The organism is Cupriavidus gilardii, assembly GCF_013347325.1.
Taxonomy (GTDB): domain Bacteria; phylum Pseudomonadota; class Gammaproteobacteria; order Burkholderiales; family Burkholderiaceae; genus Cupriavidus; species Cupriavidus gilardii.
This window is the reverse complement of sequence record NZ_CP054626.1, coordinates 1,654,914-1,675,365: the sequence shown is the minus strand read 5'-3', so window position 1 is coordinate 1,675,365 and position 20,452 is coordinate 1,654,914. Positions and strand designations below refer to the sequence as shown.

The following is a 20,452-nucleotide window of genomic DNA, read 5'->3' as shown; positions in this document are numbered from 1 at the left end:
ACCGCCGAGCAGCCATGGAAGAGCTACTGCCTTACTACGAGCGTGAACTGGCCTACCTGCGCCGGTATTCGCGCGACTTCGCCGAGCGATATCCGAAGATCGCCGGGCGGCTCGCCATGTCGGCCGACGGTTGCGACGATCCGCACGTCGAGCGGATGGTCGAATCCTTCGCGTTCCTGACGGCGCGCATCAGCAAGAAACTCGACGACGACTACCCGGAGCTGACCGAAGCGCTGCTGGAGGTCATGTATCCGCATTACCTGCGGCCGTTTCCGTCCTGTTCGATCGCGCACTTCGATGTCCGTGGCGCGGCCGCGCAGTTGTCCGCGCCGATGACGGTGCCGCGCGGCACGATGCTGAGCACGCGGCCGGTCAACCGGGTCGAATGCCGCTTTCGCACCGCGTACGACGTGACGTTTGCCCCGGTCCGCATCGCCGAGGCCAGCTATCGGGGCGCGGCGGTGGCGCCGGCCGCCACCGTGCTGCCCAAGGGCGCGACCGGTGCGTTGACGGTCTCGCTCGAATACCAGGGCGAGCGGGGCGGTTTCGACACGCTGGCGCTCGATACGCTGCGGGTCTATCTGGACGGCGAACCATCCTTCGTCGCCGCGCTCGGCGACGCGCTGTTCCTGCATACCGCGGCGGCGTATCTGGAGGGACCGCGGCCTGGCGTCTGGCAGCGGCTGTCCGCCGTGCCGCTGCGCGAGGTGGGTTTTGCCGCCGACGAGGCGCTGATCGACACGCCGGCGCGCTCGCATCCCGCCTACCGGCTGCTGTCCGAACACTTCGCCTTCGCCGAGAAATTCAACTTCGTCGACATCGATCTGGCGGCGCTGCGGCGCGCGCTGGGGCCGGCCGGCGGCAACACCCGGCGCCTGCAGCTGCATCTGGTGATGACCGACATCCGCAGCGACTCGCACACCGCGCGCCTGCTGGAGAGCCTGCAGGCCGAACATCTGCGGCTGCATTGCACACCGGTGGTCAACCTGTTTGCGCAAAAGGCCGATCCGATCCGCATCGAACATACGGCCAGCGCCTATCCGGTGGTGGCAGACGGCCGCCGCGCGCACGGCTACGACATCTATTCGATCGATCGTGTCCATCTGGTGCGCGAGACCGCCAACGGCAACGACGTGACCGAGTTCCGGCCGTTCTATTCGCTGCATCACGCCGACGATCCGAACCGCGCTGGCCATTTCTGGCTGGCGCGGCGCGACGAGCTGGTGGCGCGCCGCAGTCCCGGCTACGAAACCGAGATCTCGATCGTCGACCTGGATTTCGATCCGGCGCAGCCGCAGACCGATACGCTGAGCATCGACGTCACCTGCACCAATCGCGATCTGCCGGCCAGCCTGTCGTTCGGGCATGCCGACGGCGATCTGACGATGGAAGGCACGTCGATCGCGCGGCAGATCACGTTCCTGCGCAAGCCGACGCCGTCGCTGCGGCTGCCGGGCGGCCGCGCGGCGCAATGGCGCCTGATCTCGCTGCTGGCGCTGAATCATCTGTCGCTGGTGCAGGACGGCCTGCCGGCGCTCAAGGAGATGCTGCGCCTGCATGACCTGGCCCGCAGCGGCATCTCGGCGCGGCAGATCGAAGGCATCGTCGGACTGGACTATCAGCCCACCACCCAGTGGCTGGCGGGCAAGCCGTTCGCGACGTTCGTCCGCGGCCTGCAGGTTCGCCTGACGCTGGACGAGGAAGCCTTCGTCGGGACCGGCCTGCATCGTTTCATCCGCGTGATGGACCACTTCTTCGGTCTGTACGTCCATCTGAACAGCTTTGTGCAGCTCGTCGCCGTCTCGCGCCGCACCGGCAAGGAATTGATCCAATGCGCTCCCCGAAGCGGCGAATCGATCCTGGTGTGATACGGCGGCTGCTGCGGCAGCCGTATCGCTTCCAGTTCTTCCAGGCGGTGCGGCTGCTGCAGATCCAGTTCGCACGCGAGGGCCGGGCGCAGGGCGATGCCAATGGCGGCGTGCATGGCGCGGCCAACGGCGTGGCAAATCGCACGGTGAACGGGGCAGTGAACGGCAATGCCATCGCGCGCGTCGCCGACACTCCCGAGCACCAGCTTGCCACGCGCGTGCGCTTTCCCAACGCGCTGTCGCTGTCATTCCCGGCCAGCGAAATCGTGCAGATCGAGGCGGGTAGCCTCGCCAAGGAGGCGCTCGACAACGATGCCGACTTCGCCGAGGCGCTGGCCGAACGCCCGCTCGACGACGTGGCCGTGACGCCGGCCTTCTTCGGCATGCTGGGCGCGCAGGGCGCGCTGCCGCTGCACTACACCGAGGTGGTGGCCGAGCGCGAGACGATGCGCCGCGACGGCGCGGCGCGCGCCTTCTTCGATATCTTCTCGAATCGCGCCGCCGCGCTGTTCTATCTGGCGTGGAAGAAGTACCGGCTGCCGTTCCAGCACGAGGTCGACCGCACGCGCCACTACCTGCCGCTGCTGCTGTCGCTGGCGGGCGTCGCCGATGCCGGCGTCCGCCGCGGCCTGCGCGAGACGCCGGGAACCATCCACGACGAGGCCGTCGCCGGCTATGCGACCGCGGTGCGGCATCGGCCGATGTCCGCGTCGTATCTGCAGCAGGTGCTGTCCGACTATTTCCGCGTGCCGTTCCGCGTGGAGCAATTTGTCGGCGGCTGGTATCGGGTGCCGCCATCGCAGTGGTCGCGGCTGGGCGGCGTCAATAATGTGCTCGGCGCGACCGCGCTGGCCGGCCAGCGCGTCTGGCAGCGCGACCTGCGCGTGCGCGTGTGGATCGGGCCGCTTGCGCGCGACCAGTATCGCGCCTTCCTGCCCGGAGCCCAGGGCGCGCTGGCGCTGCGCAAGATGCTGACGGTGCTCGGCGGCGCCACGCTCGAATACGAAGTCAAGCCGATCCTGCGCCGGCAGGACGTGACCGGCTCCCAGCTCGGCGCCGCCGGCAGCGGCCATGTCGGCTGGGACACCTTCCTCGTTTCGCGACCCGCCTCGCAGGATCGCAGCGACGCGCACTACACGCTGTCGCCCATTCATTGATAGACCGGAGCCGAGCCATCATGGCCACCCCCTTGAAGACGCTGATCGCCAAGCTCAATGCCACCAGCCGGCAGGCCGCCGAACGGGCCGCCTCGCTGTGCATGGCGCGCGGCCACTATGAGGTCGACCTGGAGCATCTGTTCCTGGCCCTGCTGGAAAATCCCCGCAGCGACGTGTCGGTCGCGGCCAAGGCGAGCGGTATCGATCCTGCCGCGCTGCAAAGGGATCTGGACAGGGAGCTGGGCCGCTTCCAGAGCGGCAATGGGCGCACGCCGGCGTTCTCGCCGTGGCTGCCGAAGCTGTTCGAGCATGCCTGGCTGATCGCCTCGCTCGATTCGCAGACCACGCGCATCCGCTCCGGTCATCTGCTGCTGGCGCTGCTGACCGAGCCGAGCCTGGCGCCGCTGGCCGAGCGCGGCTCCAGACGTTTCGGCCAGTTCCCGGTCGAGCGCCTCAAGCATGAACTGGCCGTCTTGACCAAGGGCTCGGAAGAGGCCGAGCAGGCCGTGGCATTCGCGGACGCGGGCGCCGCGGCGGCCGAGGAGCCCTCGGGGCAGGGCGCGCTGTCGAAGACCCCGGCGCTCGACCAGTACACCGTCGACCTGACCGCCGCCGCGCGCGACGGCCGCATCGATCCGGTGATCGGCCGCGATGCCGAGATCCGCCAGATGATCGACATCCTGATGCGCCGCCGGCAGAACAACCCGATCCTGACCGGCGAGGCCGGCGTCGGCAAGACCGCGGTGGTCGAAGGGCTGGCGTTGCGCATCGCCGCCGACGACGTGCCGCCGCCGCTGCGCGGCGTTGCACTGCGTACGCTGGACATGGGCTTGCTGCAGGCCGGCGCCAGCGTCAAGGGCGAATTCGAGAACCGGCTGCGCAACGTGATCGACGAGGTCAAGCGCAGCCCGCAGCCGATCATCCTGTTCATCGACGAGGCCCATACGATCATCGGCGCTGGCGGGCAGGCCGGCCAGAACGATGCGGCCAACCTGCTCAAGCCCGCGCTGGCGCGCGGCGAGCTGCGTACGATCGCCGCCACGACCTGGGCCGAATACAAGAAGTACTTCGAGAAGGATGCCGCGCTGGCGCGGCGCTTCCAGGTCGTCAAGGTCGAGGAACCGGACGAGGCGCTGGCCTCGGCGATGCTGCGCGGCATGGTCGGCCTGATGGAGCGGCACTTCGACGTGCGCGTGCTCGACGAGGCGATCACCGAGGCGGTGCGGTTGTCGCACCGCTATATCAGCGGCCGGCAATTGCCGGACAAGGCCGTCAGCGTGCTCGACACCGCCTGCGCCAAGGTGGCGCTGGCGCAGAGCGCCACGCCGGCCGAAATCGAGCAGGACCAGAAGGCGCTGGAGCGCCTGACCGTCGAGATCGGCGCGCTGCAGCGCGAGCTGTCGACCGGCGGACAGCATCAGGCACGGCTGGCCGAGTTGCAGAAGCAGGAGCAGGTGCTGCGCGAGCGCATTGCCGCGGGTAACGAGCGGCTCGCACGCGAACGCGAGCTGGTCGAACGGATTGTCGCGCTGCTGCGTTCGCGCGATGCGGGTGCCGGTGAGGCGACCGCCGATAGCGCTGCAGAGGAAGCCGAGCCGGTCGCTGCCAACAGCGATATCGCGCCCGCCGCTGGGCGCCGTCGCAAGGCCGCCGCGCCGGCGGCCCCGGCCGACGAACTGTCACGCCTGAAGGCCGAACTGCGCGAACTGCAGGGCGAAAAGCCGCTGGTGCCGATCCAGGTCGACGGCCAGGTCGTTTCCGAGATCGTCTCGGCCTGGACCGGCATTCCGCTGGGCCGCATGGTCAAGGACGAGCTGCACACGGTGATGAACCTGAAGCCGCTGCTCGAGGAGCGCGTGGTCGGCCAGCCGCACGCGCTCGAAGCGGTGGCGCAGCGCGTGCGTACCGCGGCGGCCAATCTGGAAGACCCGCACAAGCCGCGCGGCGTGTTCCTGTTCGTCGGCCCGTCCGGCGTCGGCAAGACCGAGACCGCGCTGGCGCTGGCCGACATCCTGTACGGCGGCGAGCGCAAGCTGATCACGATCAATATGAGCGAGTACCAGGAGGCCCACAGCGTGTCGGGGCTCAAGGGCTCGCCGCCGGGCTATGTCGGCTATGGCGAGGGCGGAGTGCTGACCGAGGCGGTGCGCCGCAACCCGTACAGCGTGGTGCTGCTCGACGAAGTCGAGAAGGCGCATCCGGACGTGCTGGAGATGTTCTTCCAGGTCTTCGACAAGGGCTGGATGGAAGACGCCGAGGGCCGGACCATCGACTTCCGCAACACCATCATCATCCTGACCTCGAACGCGGGCTCGGCCTCGATCATGCAGGCCTGCCTCAACAAGTCCGCCGAGGAACTGCCGGACGCCGACGCGCTGACCGAGGCGCTGCGCCCGACGCTGTACAAGACCTTCAAGCCGGCGTTTATCGGCCGGACCAAGGTGGTGCCGTACTACCCGATCAGCGACGACACGCTGGTCGAGATCATCGAGCTGAAGCTGCGCCGCATCGGCGAGCGCGTTCAGCAGAACCACCGCGCCGTCTTCGAATGGGATGACGCCGTGACCGAGGCGGTGCTGCAGCGCTGCACCGAGGTCGATACCGGCGCCCGCGCGGTCGACCATATCCTGAACGGCACGCTGCTGCCCGAGATCGCGCAGTCCGTGCTGGCGAAGATGGCGCAGGGCGAGGCGATCCAGAAGATCAAGGTCGGCGTCAACAAGAACGGCGGCTTCCGCTACAAGGTCAATTGAGTCAATTGATTCAATTGAGTCGATTGACACCGTAACTCACAGTCGAGGCAGCGATGGGCGTACTGACCGATATGGCGCATGAACTGGCGGCGCAACTGCGCGCGGCCTTCCGCCAGCACGACCGGCTGCTGCGGCTAGAGACGCCGCTGGGCGACGACGTGCTGCTGGCCGAGCGTCTGCTCGCGCGCGAACAGCTCGATGGCGGCGGTTTTCGTATCGAGCTGTCGGCGCTGTCGGACGACGCGAAGCTCGATCCGGCCGCCTTGCTCGGCCAGCCGGTGCGCATCGATCTGCTGACGCAGCTCAGCCGCGACAAGCCGCGCGCGTTGCACGGCCATGTGACGGTGTTCGAGCGCGTCGGCGCCAATGGCGGCCTGGCGCGCTACCGGCTCGTGATCGAGCCGTGGCTGGCCTTCCTGCGGCATCGGCGCGACAGCTTCCTGTTCCAGGACATGTCGGTGATCGAAGTCGTCGACAGCGTGCTGGGCGACTACCGCGGGCAGGGCAAGCTGGTGCCGGAATGGCGCTGGGCGGTGGCCGACGCCGCGATCTATCCGAAGCGCAGCGTGGTGACGCAGTACGACGAGTCCGACTTCGACTTCGTGACGCGGTTGCTGGCCGAGGAAGGGCTGTTCTACTACTTCGAGCACGAGGCTGCCGATGGCGACGCCCTCGGCCTGCATCGGATGGTGATCGCCGATCGCAACGACGTATTCAAGGACAACGCCCAGGCCAGCATCCGCTTCGGCCGCGCCGATGCGACCGCTTCGGAGGACGTGATCACCGAATGGCAGGGCGAGCGCCAGTGGCAGACCAATGCGGTCGAGCTGGCGACCTGGGACTACCGCACCGCCTCGCTGCGCAGCGCCACGCTGAGCACGCACCACGACAACGGCGAGCAGGCCAGCCCGCTGACCGACACGGACTACGTCGGCCAGTACGCGTTCGAGGACGCAGAGCAGGCGCAGCGCATCGCCCGCATCGCGATGGAATCGCTCGAGGTTCGCAACAAGGCCTTCCATGGCGGCGGCACGGTCCGCACGCTGGCGCCGGCCACTACGTTCTCTCTGCTCGATCACTACGAGCACGATGGCGACGAGGACGACGGCCGCCGCTTCGTGGTGCTGTCGGTCACGCACGAGGCTCGCAACAACTTCAACGAGGGCTTCGGCCAAGCCTTGATGGCAATGACGGGCCTGGCCCCGGCCGGCGACAACGAAACGCTGCCGCTGTACCGCAACCGCTTCACCGCCGTGCGCGCCAGCGTGCCATACCGGCCGGCGCTGCGCGGCGAGGACGGCCGACTGCTGCATCCGCGTCCCACCGTGCGCGGCAGCCAGACCGCACTGGTCGTCGGTGACGGCGGTCCTGTCCATACCGATCGGGACCATCGCATCAAGGTTCAATTCCATTGGCAGCGCGGCGGGCGTTCATCGAGCCGTCAGTCCCACCCGGCCGGCGACGACAACGCGCGCGCCGAGTCCGCACTGGGCTGCTGGCTGCGCGTCGCCACGCCGGTGGCCGGCGACAACTGGGGCGGCGTCGCGCTGCCGCGAGTCGGCCAGGAAGTGGTGGTCGAGTTCGTCAACGGCGATATCGACCGGCCGGTGGTCGTCGGCGCGGCCTACAACGGCGCCGGCGAGCCCGACGCGCAGATCAACAAGCAACAGGCCGGCGCCGCCAACGCGACCGGCAATGCGCCCGCCTGGTTCGCCGGCGACGGCAAGAACGACAAGGCGCACGCGCACAACGCCGTGCTGTCCGGCATCAAGACGCAGGCGCTGTCCGCCAGCCAGACCGGCAACGGGGGCTACAACCAGCTGGTGTTCGACGACACCGAGGGCCAGAGCCGCACGCTGCTGTCGACCACGCAGGCCGCGACGTCGCTGACGCTGGGCCACCACTTGTTCCAGCGCGACAACGCCCGCGAGGCGGACCTGGGTCATGGCGCGGCGCTGGCCACCGACGCTTCCGGCAGCGTCCGCGCCGGCTCCGGCCTGCTGATCGCCGCCGAAGATGGCAGCGTCACGCAACCGCTGCTGCAGAGCGAGCAGGCCGCGACGCAGGTCGAAGACAGCCTGGAGCTCGCCCGCACGCTGGCGCAGCAGGCGGCCAAGCAGAAGGCCGCTCTGCCAGGCGAGCCGGCTGCCGATGCGCTGCCGGCGCTCGAATCGCTGAAGGAGAGCGCCGAAGTGTTGCGCACCGAGGCGAAGGCCGAAGACGGCGGCTCGGCGATCGCCTACAGCAAGCCGCATCTCGTGGTGTCGGGCCCGAAGGGCGTGGCACTGTCGACGCCGGCCGATGCGGTGCTGGTCGCTGGGACCAATGCGACGCTGGTGGCGGGCGAGCATGTCAATCTGGCGGCAGGCGGCAATCTGGCCGTCGCGGTGGCCGATGGCTTGAGCCTGTTTACCGATGGGCAAGGCGGATCGGGTGCGGCCTCCGGAGCGGGTGGCCAAGGTACGCAGACCGCCCAGAAGGGCGGCGACGCCAAAGGCATGGCCCTTCACGCCGCCATCGGCAAGGTCGAAGTCGCCAGCCTGAGCGGCGCCAGCCGCTACGCCGCCGAGCGCACGGTGACAATCGCCTCGACGCAGGCCAACGTTACGGTCGAGGGCAAGCAGCACGTGCTGCTGAATGCCGCCGGCGCGCAGATCCGCGTGCTGGGCGGCAAGATTGAACTGCACGCGCCCGGGAAGGTGGAGTTCAAGGGGGCGGGGCATCGGTTTGTGGGGCCGGGCGGTGCCGAGGCGAACAATTCGCTGGCCAAGGGCGACCTGGGGCTGTGCGAATTCAAGACGCGCGGCGCCGAAGCCGCGGGCGACGCGCTGGTGCCGTTGGGCTGATGGCGATGTTCGATCTGCATCATCGCTTCCTGGACGACTTCACGCACGTCGTGCTGAGCCCGCTGCAGCTGGGGCGGCAGGCCGTGGCGGCGTATCCGGTGACGCCGCTCGTGCCTCGGGGCGTCGACGTTCAGCCGCATCTGATGCCGGCACTGCTTGCGTTGGCCGAGCTCGATCGCCAGCAGAAGATCGGCCTGATCGAAGCCGCGTCGCGCTGGCAGCAGGACTATCTGCGCCCGTATTTCAGCGCCTGCCTGGTCAGTGAGCACGCGACCGAACGGATTGCCCACCATCTCGGTACGGCGCAGCTGCTAAGCGCGCCCGCCAGCGGCCGCTTTCTGCTGCGCTTCAGCGATCCGCGCGTGATGACGCAATTGCTGGGCATCCTCGACGAGGCGCAACTCGACGCCCTGATGGGGCCTGTCGCGCAATGGCATTGGGTCGACTCCATCGGGCAGCATCGCCAGCACATTTCCAGCGGCGATCCCCATCTGCCGCTGCGGGTCCGGACCGGCCAGATCGGGCCGCTGCGGCGTGTGGGGCTGGTCAACGGTTGCCTGCAAACGCTGGTCAGAGGCGGTTGGCCCTGCGCCGACGCGGTCGCGCTGGGCCGGCAGCTGGACGAAGCGCTGGTCGAAGCCACGCAACGGCACAACTTGCGCGATGACGCAGACCGCCGGCTATACGCCGTCCAATGCGTAGCGATGCAAGGCCGCCCGGACGCCCATCCCGCGCTGAAGGCGGCGCTGCAGAAGGCCGTGGCCGGCGAACTGAGCTACGTCGGCGCCTGTGCCGAACTGACCGACGACCCGCTGGGCGTTCCGCCTGCAACCGGAACGGACCACAACGATCGACTACTGGAAAAAGCGACATGAACGCAGCCGCCATCGAGGAAGCGTCCAAATGCCCCTTCTGCGACAAGGAAGGGCTGCCCATCCTGCCCGTACGATACGCGATCGGCCGCACCGGAAAGAACAGGAGCGGACGGCAATTGGCCCCGGTACCGCCGGCGCTCGATCCGCAGTTCGGCGACAAGGTGACGGCCATCTCGTTGCCGGAGGACGTGGCCCGTTACACCCTGCGCCTGCTGCGCGGCGGCTACCTCTACGTCTTCAACGAGAAGCGCGGCCTGTGGTCCGCCTACGTCGTGACCGAGGCCGGCTACCTGTATGAATTCGACTTCAACGATCCGGCACCGCCGCTGCCGGAAGACATCGAATTCAGCTGCAGCAACAAGCAGGATGCGGTGATCGCGCGCTGCATCACGGTCAAGGATGCCCATGTCGCCGGTCCGGTCTGGATCGGCTTCTCTGACGTGATGTGGACCGAGGAGGTCAAGAAGCGGCACAAGCGCCAGGCCTGGCGCGAAAAGCATATGCGCCGGATCGATATCGACAAGTGGCGCGGTGGCGGTGCGGCCTTGCCTCACATGGCCCCGCTGACCGACGCCAGCAAGCTGGTGGCCGAGTTCCGTGCCGAGGGCGCGACGGTCGAGGATACGCCCCCGCAACCGATGCCGGAAAGCCATCCGGACGCGCATACGCTGCCGACCATCGTGATCAAGGCATACCCGGCTTTCAGCTTCTCGCCGCACGACTTCAATGCCTGCAAGGAGCAAGAGGCCGATCTTCTGAAGTGGGCCGAGACCGCCGCCGCCCCGTATCGGCCGGCCTTGGCGGCACTGTGGGACCCGGTCGGCATCGCGTCGGAACTCGATCCGCTGATGCGGGAGTGCTATGAGGACTTCCTGTACGAAGATCCCGACCGCGCCCGCAAGCTGGCCGTGTCGCAGGCGATCATGTCGATCCGCGAGTCGATCGGCAACCATGCCGAACTCGAAGTCATGCGTACGGCCGAGGAGAGCGCCCAGAACGTCGAGATCTACGGCACCGCGGATCCGCATGCGATGCCGATTCCGGGCGGCGCGGGCGCGGAGACCCTGGCGGCCGGCAAGATGCTGGCCGAATGGCTGCTCGGCGAACCCGAGAAGGCCCGCAATCGCAGTATTGCGGAGGCCTATCGCAATGTGCCCAAGGCCCGCCTTCACCAGGCGCGCAGCAGCTCGTGGACCAAGTACGAGACGCGCATGGTGACCGGCGCGAAGCGCTATGACGAGAAGGCCCGCGACGATTTCCAGAAGGCATTCGACCGCGCGCTCGACGGGTTCAACAAGAAGACGATCGATCCGCTGGCCAAGGCGCATCGTGCCTGGCTCGAGAGCGAGGCGATGGCCAACGTGTTCGCCTGCAACTACGACGAGACCAATATGCGCAGCGGCGAGGCCTATACCGGCGCTGTGATGCTGTGTATCGGCAATACGCAGGACAAGCCGATCTGCTTCGATCTGTACAAGAAGTGGCTCGACGGAAGTCCCGACGACCAGAAGAACCTGTTGCTGCGCGCGCTGGGCTTCAATCAGCAGGACGTGCTTGCGGCTGCCGCCAAGGCGTCATCGAGCGGCGTGGATCCGTGGAACCTGTCCTGGCCTTCGCTGATCAAGGTCTACGACTTCGCCTTCCAGCGCGTGTCGAACCCGGCCACGGCGTCGTGCCTGATTGCCAATTTCATTCTCGGCATCAACGGTCCTTTGGCATGGGCGCTGAGCAAGGCGACCACCGATGGGCCGATCAAGGGCATCGCCGTTCTGTTCGGCATGTTGTCCAGGAAGGCCATGGTGCCGCTGCAGGTCGAGGGCGACTACCGGACGTTCCGCCGCGAACTGATCCGCAAGATCCGCAATTTGAGTGCGGAGGCGGGGCAGGATGTGCCGTCGCGCCGAGCCCTGTACGACCCGGTCGAGCTGGAGCTGCGGCGCCTCGAGGTGCATGGACTGCCGATGGAGGGAACGACCAACAAGTCCTTCCTGGTGCTGGTCGATCCCGCTCATCTGAAAGGCATGCCCTCCGGCCTGACCAAGGCACAGCGTACCGCGTGGTTGGCCCGCTCGTTGCGGCTGCCAAACAACTATGCGCTGATGCGCCTGCCCGGTGCATGGAAAGGCGTCATCAATACCGATGTGCGCGTCGGCGCGGCGTCGTCCGTTCTCGATATCGTGCTGCTGATCAAGCTGTGGAGCGACAGCGACGACTCGATGAATCACAAGGTCGGCGATACATGGGGGCGCATTCTCGGCGGGGTGGTTGGCGTCGCGGGCGGGATCATCGAACTGGTGTCGAAGGTCGCCAAGGCCCGCGTCACATTCGGCCTGCAGTTCGGGCGCGCACTGGACGCGTCGCTAGCCAAGATGCTGGAGAGTGTGGGGCGCCGCGCGACCGCGGTCGGCGGTGTCATCATCGCGGTGCTCGATCTGAACCAGGCACGGCTCGAATTCTCGGAGGGCAACGTGATCGTCGGCGGGCTCTACGTGCTGTCGGCGGCGGTGGGGCTGCTGATGGTCTGGGCCGTGTACGTCGGCATGACGGGCTGGGGCATCGTGATTGCCATCGTGATGTTCGTAATCGCGGGGCTGATCGCCTGGCTTGCCGACGACAAGATCCAGGATTGGCTCGAGCGCTGCTATTGGGGCAGCCTCAGCGACGAGCGCTATGGGGACGTCGAAGAGGAGATGGAACAGCTGAAGCTGGCCACGAAGGACTGATATGGATTTCACGGGACTGGTGCGCAAGTACCGCGTCAACCGGCCAATCGACGACGACGAGCGCGCTCACCGCCTGCGTCAGGGGCAGCGTCTGCAGGTCGAGCCGCACGATCAGCTCTGCGTGATCAAGATCAATTCCAGCTATCTGGATTCGGTCGACCGCTACTACGACTCCCGGGGCGCGCTGACGCTGATGGCGCTGGTCGTGATCATGGTCTGTGTCGGCGGTTTCGTCGCCATGAGCCTGGCCGCGCAGCGGCCGCTGGCGCTGGGGCTGTACACGCCGGGCACCGTCGCCGTCTTCCTCGGCTTCGTGGCATTCGTGATGGCGCCCATCGTGGCGCTGTCGGTATGGATGGCACGCCGGGAGCTCGGGCGCTACACGCACTATCCGATCCGGCTGGATCGGCGCAACCGGATGCTGCATGTGTTCCGGCTGGATGGCAGCATCCTGAGCGTGCGCTGGGACGATGTGTTCTTCACGCTCGGCCGCTGTTCCGGATCGGTTCAGCCGGTGCGCGATATTCGCGGCCTGGTGCTGGATCGCGACGGCGTCACGGTACGCGAGCAGTTCGCGTTTTCGCTGTGGGAAGTCGACCCACAGCGCTTGAAGGCGCATTGGGAATTCCTGCGGCGGTATATGGAAGAGGGGCCGAAGGACCTGATCGACCGGATCCGGTACTGCGTGCCGATCGACGGGCGGCGCGAGCGCTTCCGCGTCGGCCTGGAACGTGTCTTCGCCAATGACGCCGGTTCCGCGCCGATCTATTGGCTGATGTGGCCATTCAACCTTCTGCTGGCGTGCACGCGCGCGCTGGTCATGAGAACTTGCCGGGTGCCGGTCTGGCCGAAGGACATCGAAGAGGCCGCGCCCGTCTCGAAGGACGATCCCTATGTCAAGGATGCAAGCAGCAATCCGCCGAATCTACGCTGAGCGCCGAATGACGCGCGATGCCGTATCGTTCCGGCGAGCCGGATGGCCTGGCTCGCTGACGGCCGCCGTGGCGCTGATGGTCGTTGCAGGCGCGGCCGTCGCCGCCGATGCCGGCAATGCAGAGGGCGCCACTGCGCTGGAACGCGCCGCAAAACGCGTCTCCGAAGCCGTCGCCACCGGCGAAGTGATCGCCGCCGCAAAAGGCACGCTGAAGCAGCAAGGCGACAAGGTTCCGCCGGCGCGCGCGGCCTGCCTGTCTGCCCTGGAGCCGCGCTCCGTCGCCAACCGGATCGGCTATCCGCTCGCCGAGGATTTCTCCAGGGACGAGTTCCTTGCCCTGACGCGCTTCCTCGATACCCCGGAAGGCAAGCGCATCCAGCAGGCGCGAGCCGAGCGGCTGGCGTCGGGCAATCTCGTTTTCCGGCTGACGCCCGAGGAATCTGCCGTGGTAGGCAAGGCTCTGCCCGCGCCGCTGGCAGCCAAGTGGTCGGCCGGCGCGGCCACGCAGCCGAACACGTTGCAGGCGATGCGCAAGGTGTTCGAGGAACAGCAGGCGATCTGCCGCAATGAAGAAACCTCACCGCGTCCCACGGCGCCTGCGCCGGTCAACTATCGGGAAGGGCTGCCGCCCAATGTCGGCTGCTCCCAGCCGCGGCTCAGCCTGGTCAGCGAACTGCCCGACAAGCCTGTATCGGTGACGGTACGGGTCTGGATTGGCGAGGATGGTTCCGTCGCCCGGACTGCGGTGGAGAAACCGTCGGGCTTTCAGCCGGTCGACAACGCGGCGCGCCGGGCAATGAACGGCATGCGTTGTTCAACTCGGGGTAACGGTGCCCTGGTGCCGTTCACGACGACACAGTCGTTTGTCGTTCGCGCCGGCGGCTAACGTCGGGTAGGGCTGGGTAGCGCGGATTGCGGGTAGTGCAGAGGCGGGGTATGCGCGTGTCGCACTGCCAATGACGACGCCAACCTACAACGTCGTCCTCTTCCCCTCCCGATCCACCTCATACACCTTGTGCTCGCCAAGCCGGCGCTTCAACCACAACCCGGCCTTGCCGAGCACATGCGCCTTCGCCCAGATCAGATCCACACCGACCAGCCAGTCGGTGTACGGATAAGCGGTCAGTGGCAGTTCCACCAGTTCGCCTGACGCCAATTCCGACAGGATCAGTTGCCGCGGCAGCGTGGTCCAGCCCAGGCCGGTGCGAGCCAGTTCGAGCAGCGCTGCATAGCTTTCCGCTTGCCAGCAGCGCGTCGCATCGAGGTATTCGCTGCTGGGCAGCTTGTGGTTGTGGCCGCTGAACACCAGCCGCCGGTGCGCACGCAGGTCGGCGAAATCGACGCGCTTGAGCTTCGAAAGAGGATGGTCCCGGTGCGCGACATGCGACAGGATCAGCTTGCCCATCTGGGCAAAGCCGAGATCGCGCGGGTAGGCCGGCTGCGAGAACGCGATGCCCAGGTCCGCTTCGCCGCGCGCGAGCAGTTCGGCCACATCGCCATGCAGCGGATGCCGGATCTGCAGGTCGACATGCGGAAAGCGCTCGGCGAAGTCGCGTAGCGGCGGCATCAGGGTGGAGTAGGGGACTTCGATCGCCAGCGTCAGCGCCGGCTCGACGCGTTCGCCGAGCTCGTTGGCATGCGCCTCCAGTTGCAGGCAGCGCTCCAGCACCAGCTCGGCTTCGTTGCGCAGCTTTTCTCCGGCCGGCGTCAGTGTCGATGCCTTGCCGCCGCGTTCGAACAGCACCAGGCCGAGGTCGGCCTCCAGATTGGCGATCGCGGTGCTGACCGCGGACTGCGTCTTGCGCAGTTGCCGGGCCGCGGCCGAGAACGAGCCGGTGCTGGCCACCAGGGTGAACATTTCCAGCTGATCGAGCGAATAGCGCATCGCCGCCTGACTCCTGCCCGTCAAAAAACTGCCTATCAAAAAAATCGATGGCTGCCGATTTGGCCCGCCGCGCAAACCCGCCGGATTATGGCGCACCGATCCGGCCGGCGCAAAAGCGCGGGACCACAGACCAGACGGAGGAGACCACGATGCATTCGCAGCAACAGGCGGGACCAGAACCGATGCCGCAGGAGCCGGCCGCTCACTCGGCTGCTCACTCGGCCTATCAATCGGCCTATCAATCGGCCGGCCACCCGGACGTCCGCCCGGCCGTCCACCCCGTCGACCAACGATTGCCGTTGCGGCAGCTGGCCAGCTTCGGCCTGCAGCACGTGCTGGTGATGTACGCGGGCGCCGTCGCGGTGCCGTTGATTCTTGGCAGCGCGCTGGGCTTGACCCAGCAGCAGATGGTCACGCTGATCAATGCCAATCTGCTGACCTCGGGCATTGCGACGCTGATCCAGACGCTGGGTTTCTGGCGTTTTGGCGCACGCCTGCCGCTGATCCAGGGTTGTTCGTTTATCGCGATCGCGCCGATGATCCTGATCGGCCAGCAATACGGGCTCAGCCATGTGTTCGGTGCCGTCATTGCCGCCGGCGCGCTGACCATCGCGATTGCACCGCTGTTCAGCCGGCTGCTGCGCTGGTTTCCGCCGGTGGTGATCGGCAGTCTGATCGTGATCATCGGCGTCACGCTGATGCCCGCAGCGGCGATCTGGCTGGGCGGCGGCAATCCCGCGGCACCGGACTTTGGCGCGACGCCGAACCTGCTGCTCGGCCTGGCGACGATCGCCATCACGCTGTTCGTCTATGCGCGCTTCTCCGGCTTTATCGGCAATCTGTCGGTGCTGATCGGCCTGCTGGCGGGCACCGCGATCGCGATGGCCTGCGGCATGACGAGCTTCGACGCGGTCGGGCGCGCCGCCTGGTTCGAGATCAGCCCGCCGTTCGCGTTCGGCGCCCCGTCCTTCGCACCGGTGCCGACGCTGGTGATGCTGCTGGCGATGCTGGTGATCATGGCCGAGACCACCGGCAATGTGCTGGCGATCGGCACCATCGTTGGCCGGCCGTCGACGCAGCGCACGCTCGGCGATGCCTTCCGCGCCGATGGACTGTCGACGATGCTCGGCGGCGTCTTCAACAGCTTTCCCTATAACGCGTTCACGCAGAACACCGGGCTGATCGCGCTTTCCAACGTCAAGAGCCGCTATGTCGTGGCATCGGCGGGCGCCATCATGGTCTTGATGGGCCTGTTCCCGAAACTTGGCGCGCTGATTGCTTCGGTACCGCGGCCGGTGCTGGGCGGCTGCGCGATCGTGATGTTCGGCATGACGACGGTCGCCGGTATCCAGGAGCTGTCGCGCGTGAAGTTCGACGGTACGCGCAACGCGATCATCGTCGCGGTGTCGGTGAGCGTCGGCGTGCTTCCGATGTCGCTGCCGGCGCTGTTCGAGCGCGTCGAAGGTCCGCTGAAGCTGGTGCTCGACAGCGGCATTTTCCTCGGGGCGATCACGGCCGTGCTGCTGAACCTGTTGCTCAATCGTGGAACATCGAAGGCCGCGGTGACCGACAGCGAGCATGCCGTCGCCTCGGGCCAGTCCTGACCTCAAGGGGCCATGCCGGCCGCAATCTATTTGGATCGAATCGAATCGCGCCATCACGCGCATCTTTGCCAGGAGAATCGTCCGATGCCAGCCATCGACACCCAGACCCGTACCACCACCTCCACGCTGTCCGAACTGGACCTGCGGCTGCTGCGCGAGTCAATCGCGCTGGCCGAGCAATCGAAGCAGAACGGCCGCCATCCCTTCGCGGCGATCGTGGCGGACGAGCACGGCAATATCGTCGCCTCGGCCGGCAACAACTCGATGCCGCCGCAGGGTGATCCGACCCAGCATGCGGAGCTGGCCGCAGCGGCGCTGGCCGCCAAGCGCCTGAGTCCGGAACAGTTGGCACGCTGCACGCTGTACACCAGCGCCGAACCCTGCTGTATGTGCGCCGGCGCGATCTACTGGTGCAATATCGGCCGCGTGGTCTATGCGCTGTCGGAGCACACCTTGCTCGGGCTGACCGGCGACCATCCGGAGAATCCGACTTTCTCGCTGCCTTGCCGCGAAGTCTTCGCGCGGGGACAGCGCCAGATCGAGGTGCACGGTCCGATGCTGGAAGACGAGGCGGCCCAGTCCCATACTGGGTTCTGGAAGTAAGGCGGGGCAGGGGCCTCGCGCTTGCGACGCGTTTCGTCGCCGATGTCAGCGGGAGGCACCATGCCGGAACAACTGACCAAGCATCCCGACGTCACCCTGCAGGTGCTCAAGAGCGCCGGCGCACGGTGTGGCACGGGAGAAACCCCACAGATCCTGAAGGCTTGCCCGGCCGAGCGCTTCTGTCAGTTGCCGGGCGGCGAGATCTGCGTGTTCGGGCTGCCCGATGCGGCCCGGATGACGCAGATCACGAAAGCCGATTGGCAGGCGCTGACCGCGACGATGGCCGGCGTGACGCCGACCGCCGCCCCCGGGTCGTCGACGGCGCCCGCTACGGCGCCACCGATGGCAGCGTCATGGCTGTGGATCGTGGTCGCCCTCGTGGTCGGCCTGATCCTGGGCGCGGTGCTGGCCCGCCGTCGCCGGCCGCCGCCCTGAGCAGCGGTGGCCGGCGACGGCGCACGGGCTCATCACGCCCCGGGCTTGTTCCGAAACACCAGCGCCAGCCCGAGCAGGATCGTCACCATGCCGGCCAACGCGAGCGGCGCCAGCCGGTTGCCGAGGATCAGATAGTCGAGCACCGCGGTGCCGGCGGGCACCAGGTAGAACAGGCTGGTCACATTGACCAGATTGCCGCCCTGGATCATCCGGTACAGCAGCAGTGTCGCGCCGATCGAGATCACCAGCGCCATCCAGCCGAGCGGCAGCAGCAGCGCGGGCGTCCACGAGACGTGGATCGGCTCGAACGGCAGCAGCGCCAGGCACATCAGCAGCGCGATGCCGTATTGCAGCGGCATCACGTCGATCGGCGCCTGGCGGATGCCTTTCTGCACGATGGTGCCGGCCGTCATCGTGGCCAGCGCGGTCAGCGCATAGAGCATGCCGGCCACCGGGGTGCCGGCAATGCCGATGCCCTGGTAGACGACCATCACGAGTCCCGCCAGCGCCAGCACCAGCCCGACCAGCCGCAACGCCGAGAAGCGGCGCTCCGTCAGCAGCAGCGTCAGGATCGGCTGGGCGCCGAGCAGCGTGGCCAGCATGCCGGGCGTGACGCCGCGGTCCAGCGCCAGCAGGTAGCAGATCGAATAGCAGCCGGTCAGCAGCAGCCCGACCATCGCGACCCGCGCGCGCTGTCCGGGCTCGGGCAGCCAGCGGCGGCGCCATGCGGCGATCGCCAGCAGCACGCCGAACGCCAGCACGAAGCGCAGCGTCAGGAAGGCAAAGGCGGAGGCATAGGCCAGGCCCCATTTGGCGACGATCGCGCCGCTGCTCCACAGCAGCACGAACAGCGCCGTGGAGCCGTGGGCGGCCCAGGTGTCCGGCAGCTTCACGCGCGAGCGCAGGGACGGTCGGGAGGAGGAGGGCCGGGACGAGGTCGGTCGGGACGAAAATGCCGACAACAGCGCCGACAACAGCGCGGACGAGAACGTCGACAAGGACAGCAAGGACAACGTCGATCGCGCCGCATGCGCGAATCTTTGGAGGTTCATCGGTTTCACCTGTCATTGGTGTGACGGGCTTCGGTCGACCGTGAGCGAACGCCGGCGGCGATTTCGAGCCGGCATCGGCGCGATGCGCGGCATCGAGCAGACGGCAATGGCGTTCGCGCACGCCGGGCGCGCACGGTCAGACGGAAGAGTGGGGGTCGGCTGGGGTCAGCCGAGGACGGCCGCGGGCGGCGGGGCGACCGCTGCGACGACGGCGCGCGGCGGTGCAACACCGGCCACGACAGCGCGCGGCGGTGCTACGCCTGCCACGACGGCGGCGACGTCAGCCGGGGGCGAGCAGACAGCGGCCGGCGGCGACCAGACAGGAGAAACGCGGGGAGGCGCCGACGCGCGCGCGCCACCGGTCGGCAGGACCGGATCGGCAATCGAAGAAGCGCGGCGTACAGGCGTCATGGAGCCCAAGTGGAACCGAAAGGGGTGGAAAACCGTCACACGACCGTCATGGGACGGTCGGTGCGTCGGCGGCGGGGCGATCTATCGGAATCAGACCGAAATCGGATGCTTTCCGCGGCACGACTCGCGCAAGCGTACACGCTCTATGATGTGCTGACAACCCCGTCCGCGGTGGCCCGGGCCGGGGCGCCGGTCCGGTACAATGCGCGCCCCGCGGGCGCATGCCCGCCCGTATGTCTGACATCTGGCATTGGAGGACCTCATGGAATCGCGAATCACCGAGCTGGAGGTCAAGCTGGCCTTCCAGGAAGACCTGCTGGAAACGCTGAACCTGACCGTCGCGAAGCAGCAGCGGCAGATCGAATTGCTGCAGGAGCAAATGCAGGCGCTGTACCAGCAATTGCCCGCCGCCACGGGTAACGCGGCCGACGGGTCGGTGCAGGAAATACCGCCGCACTACTGAGCCGCCGCTGCTACCAATTGCCGATGTTGGAACGCCGGGACGCCACCCGGGTCTGACCGAGGTGACCACTCCAGCATCGCGCATGTCTTCGATCCCTTCGCATGGCCGCCGCCGGGGCCTCCGGCGGCCCCTGGCGGCCACGGCCACCGCCGCGGCGCTTGGCCTCGGTGCCGGCCTTGCCGTGCTCTCGGGCGCCGCGATCGCCGGCTACAACATCTGGACCGGCGAATACACCTTCACCAAGCAGGAACTGCAGCGCGCCGTCGAAGGCCGCTTTCCGGCGACGCTGCGCTATGCGCAAGTGCTCGACGTCCGGCTGACGCGGCCGCGGCTGACGCTCGACGCGGTGGGCAACCGCATCACCACGCAGGTCGATGCGCAGCTGACCAACAGCCTGCTGCCGGCGCCGCCGATCAACGGCACGCTGGCGCTGAACAGCGGCCTGCGCTACGACCCGGTCAAGCGCGCGGTGCTGCTCGACAACCCGACCGTCGAGCAGGTCCAGGTCGACGGCGTGCCGGGCCAATACAGCGCACAGCTCAATGCGGTGGGCAATCTGGTGGCGCAGGAACTGCTGAAGGACTATCCGCTGCACACGTTCAAGCCCGAGGAACTGCAGGTCAACGGCAAGCAGGTCGAGCCCGGCGCGATCACCGTGACCGAGGATGGTATCGCGGTGAAGATCGACACGAAGTAGCGCGGGGCCGACCATCTCACGGCCCCGAATGGCTCGAATGGCTCGAATGGCCCGAATGGCCCGAATGGCCCGAATGGCCGCGAGACGCAAAGAAAAACCGGCGCGTAAAGCGCCGGTTTTCTCGTCGACGCCCGGTGTTGACCGGG

15 protein-coding genes are annotated in these 20,452 nt (G+C 67.4%); 13 read left to right on the top strand and 2 right to left on the bottom strand.

What is annotated here, in order from left to right; all coding sequences use genetic code 11:
* Nucleotides 1–14: 14 nt before the first annotated feature.
* From tssF to FOB47_RS17865, 8 genes are read left to right on the top strand one after another with little or no spacing between them, the layout of a single operon-like run.
* Complete coding sequence (tssF, locus tag FOB47_RS17900) at nucleotides 15–1,868, top strand: type VI secretion system baseplate subunit TssF (protein ID WP_174781734.1); 1,854 nt, start codon at nucleotides 15–17, stop codon at nucleotides 1,866–1,868.
* Nucleotides 1,832–3,025, top strand: coding sequence for a type VI secretion system baseplate subunit TssG (gene tssG / locus FOB47_RS17895; protein WP_174781733.1), 1,194 nt, complete (start codon nucleotides 1,832–1,834; stop codon nucleotides 3,023–3,025). The genes tssF and tssG overlap by 37 nt, the downstream gene beginning before the upstream one ends.
* A 20-nt stretch (nucleotides 3,026–3,045) precedes the next feature.
* Complete coding sequence (gene tssH / locus FOB47_RS17890; protein ID WP_174781732.1) at nucleotides 3,046–5,778, top strand: type VI secretion system ATPase TssH; 2,733 nt, start codon at nucleotides 3,046–3,048, stop codon at nucleotides 5,776–5,778.
* A 53-nt stretch (nucleotides 5,779–5,831) separates the two neighbouring features.
* Complete coding sequence (locus tag FOB47_RS17885; RefSeq protein WP_174781731.1) at nucleotides 5,832–8,624, top strand: type VI secretion system Vgr family protein; 2,793 nt, start codon at nucleotides 5,832–5,834, stop codon at nucleotides 8,622–8,624.
* On the top strand, nucleotides 8,624–9,499 hold the full coding sequence (locus FOB47_RS17880; RefSeq protein ID WP_174781730.1) for a DUF4123 domain-containing protein: 876 nt from the start codon (nucleotides 8,624–8,626) through the stop codon (nucleotides 9,497–9,499). The genes FOB47_RS17885 and FOB47_RS17880 overlap by 1 nt, the downstream gene beginning before the upstream one ends.
* The gene (locus FOB47_RS17875; RefSeq protein ID WP_174781729.1) at nucleotides 9,496–12,222 is read left to right on the top strand and encodes a T6SS effector BTH_I2691 family protein; all 2,727 of its coding nucleotides are present in this window, start codon (nucleotides 9,496–9,498) and stop codon (nucleotides 12,220–12,222) included. Before FOB47_RS17880 ends, FOB47_RS17875 begins: the two co-directional genes overlap by 4 nt.
* 1 nt (nucleotide 12,223) lies before the next feature.
* On the top strand, nucleotides 12,224–13,156 hold the full coding sequence (locus FOB47_RS17870) for a DUF6708 domain-containing protein (protein ID WP_174781728.1): 933 nt from the start codon (nucleotides 12,224–12,226) through the stop codon (nucleotides 13,154–13,156).
* A 7-nt stretch (nucleotides 13,157–13,163) separates the two neighbouring features.
* On the top strand, nucleotides 13,164–14,042 hold the full coding sequence (locus FOB47_RS17865; RefSeq protein ID WP_174781727.1) for an energy transducer TonB: 879 nt from the start codon (nucleotides 13,164–13,166) through the stop codon (nucleotides 14,040–14,042).
* 84 nt (nucleotides 14,043–14,126) lie between these two features.
* On the opposite strand, the gene FOB47_RS17860 is transcribed toward FOB47_RS17865, so the two are convergent.
* Nucleotides 14,127–15,041: a LysR family transcriptional regulator gene (locus FOB47_RS17860; protein WP_053821903.1), complete on the bottom strand. Its 915-nt coding sequence runs from the start codon at nucleotides 15,039–15,041 to the stop codon at nucleotides 14,127–14,129.
* 149 nt (nucleotides 15,042–15,190) lie between these two features.
* Between FOB47_RS17860 and FOB47_RS17855 the strand changes: the two genes are divergently transcribed.
* From FOB47_RS17855 to FOB47_RS17845, 3 genes are all read left to right on the top strand, one after another.
* Entirely contained in the window at nucleotides 15,191–16,645 is a 1,455-nt protein-coding gene (locus FOB47_RS17855) for a nucleobase:cation symporter-2 family protein (protein ID WP_244959462.1), read from the top strand.
* An 84-nt stretch (nucleotides 16,646–16,729) separates the two neighbouring features.
* Complete coding sequence (locus FOB47_RS17850; RefSeq protein WP_043437575.1) at nucleotides 16,730–17,248, top strand: nucleoside deaminase; 519 nt, start codon at nucleotides 16,730–16,732, stop codon at nucleotides 17,246–17,248.
* 60 nt (nucleotides 17,249–17,308) lie between these two features.
* Nucleotides 17,309–17,683: a Clp protease/crotonase-like domain-containing protein gene (locus FOB47_RS17845; protein ID WP_053821902.1), complete on the top strand. Its 375-nt coding sequence runs from the start codon at nucleotides 17,309–17,311 to the stop codon at nucleotides 17,681–17,683.
* 32 nt (nucleotides 17,684–17,715) lie between these two features.
* On the opposite strand, the gene FOB47_RS17840 is transcribed toward FOB47_RS17845, so the two are convergent.
* The gene (locus FOB47_RS17840) at nucleotides 17,716–18,735 is read right to left on the bottom strand and encodes a DMT family transporter (RefSeq protein ID WP_244959461.1); all 1,020 of its coding nucleotides are present in this window, start codon (nucleotides 18,733–18,735) and stop codon (nucleotides 17,716–17,718) included.
* A 673-nt stretch (nucleotides 18,736–19,408) separates the two neighbouring features.
* Between FOB47_RS17840 and FOB47_RS17835 the strand changes: the two genes are divergently transcribed.
* Together FOB47_RS17835 and FOB47_RS17830 are read left to right on the top strand one after the other, a co-directional pair.
* Entirely contained in the window at nucleotides 19,409–19,609 is a 201-nt protein-coding gene (locus FOB47_RS17835) for a SlyX family protein (RefSeq protein WP_053821900.1), read from the top strand.
* An 82-nt stretch (nucleotides 19,610–19,691) separates the two neighbouring features.
* Nucleotides 19,692–20,306 (top strand): DUF1439 domain-containing protein, encoded by a 615-nt coding sequence (locus tag FOB47_RS17830; RefSeq protein WP_174781726.1) that lies wholly within the window; start codon nucleotides 19,692–19,694, stop codon nucleotides 20,304–20,306.
* Nucleotides 20,307–20,452 lie beyond the last annotated feature (146 nt).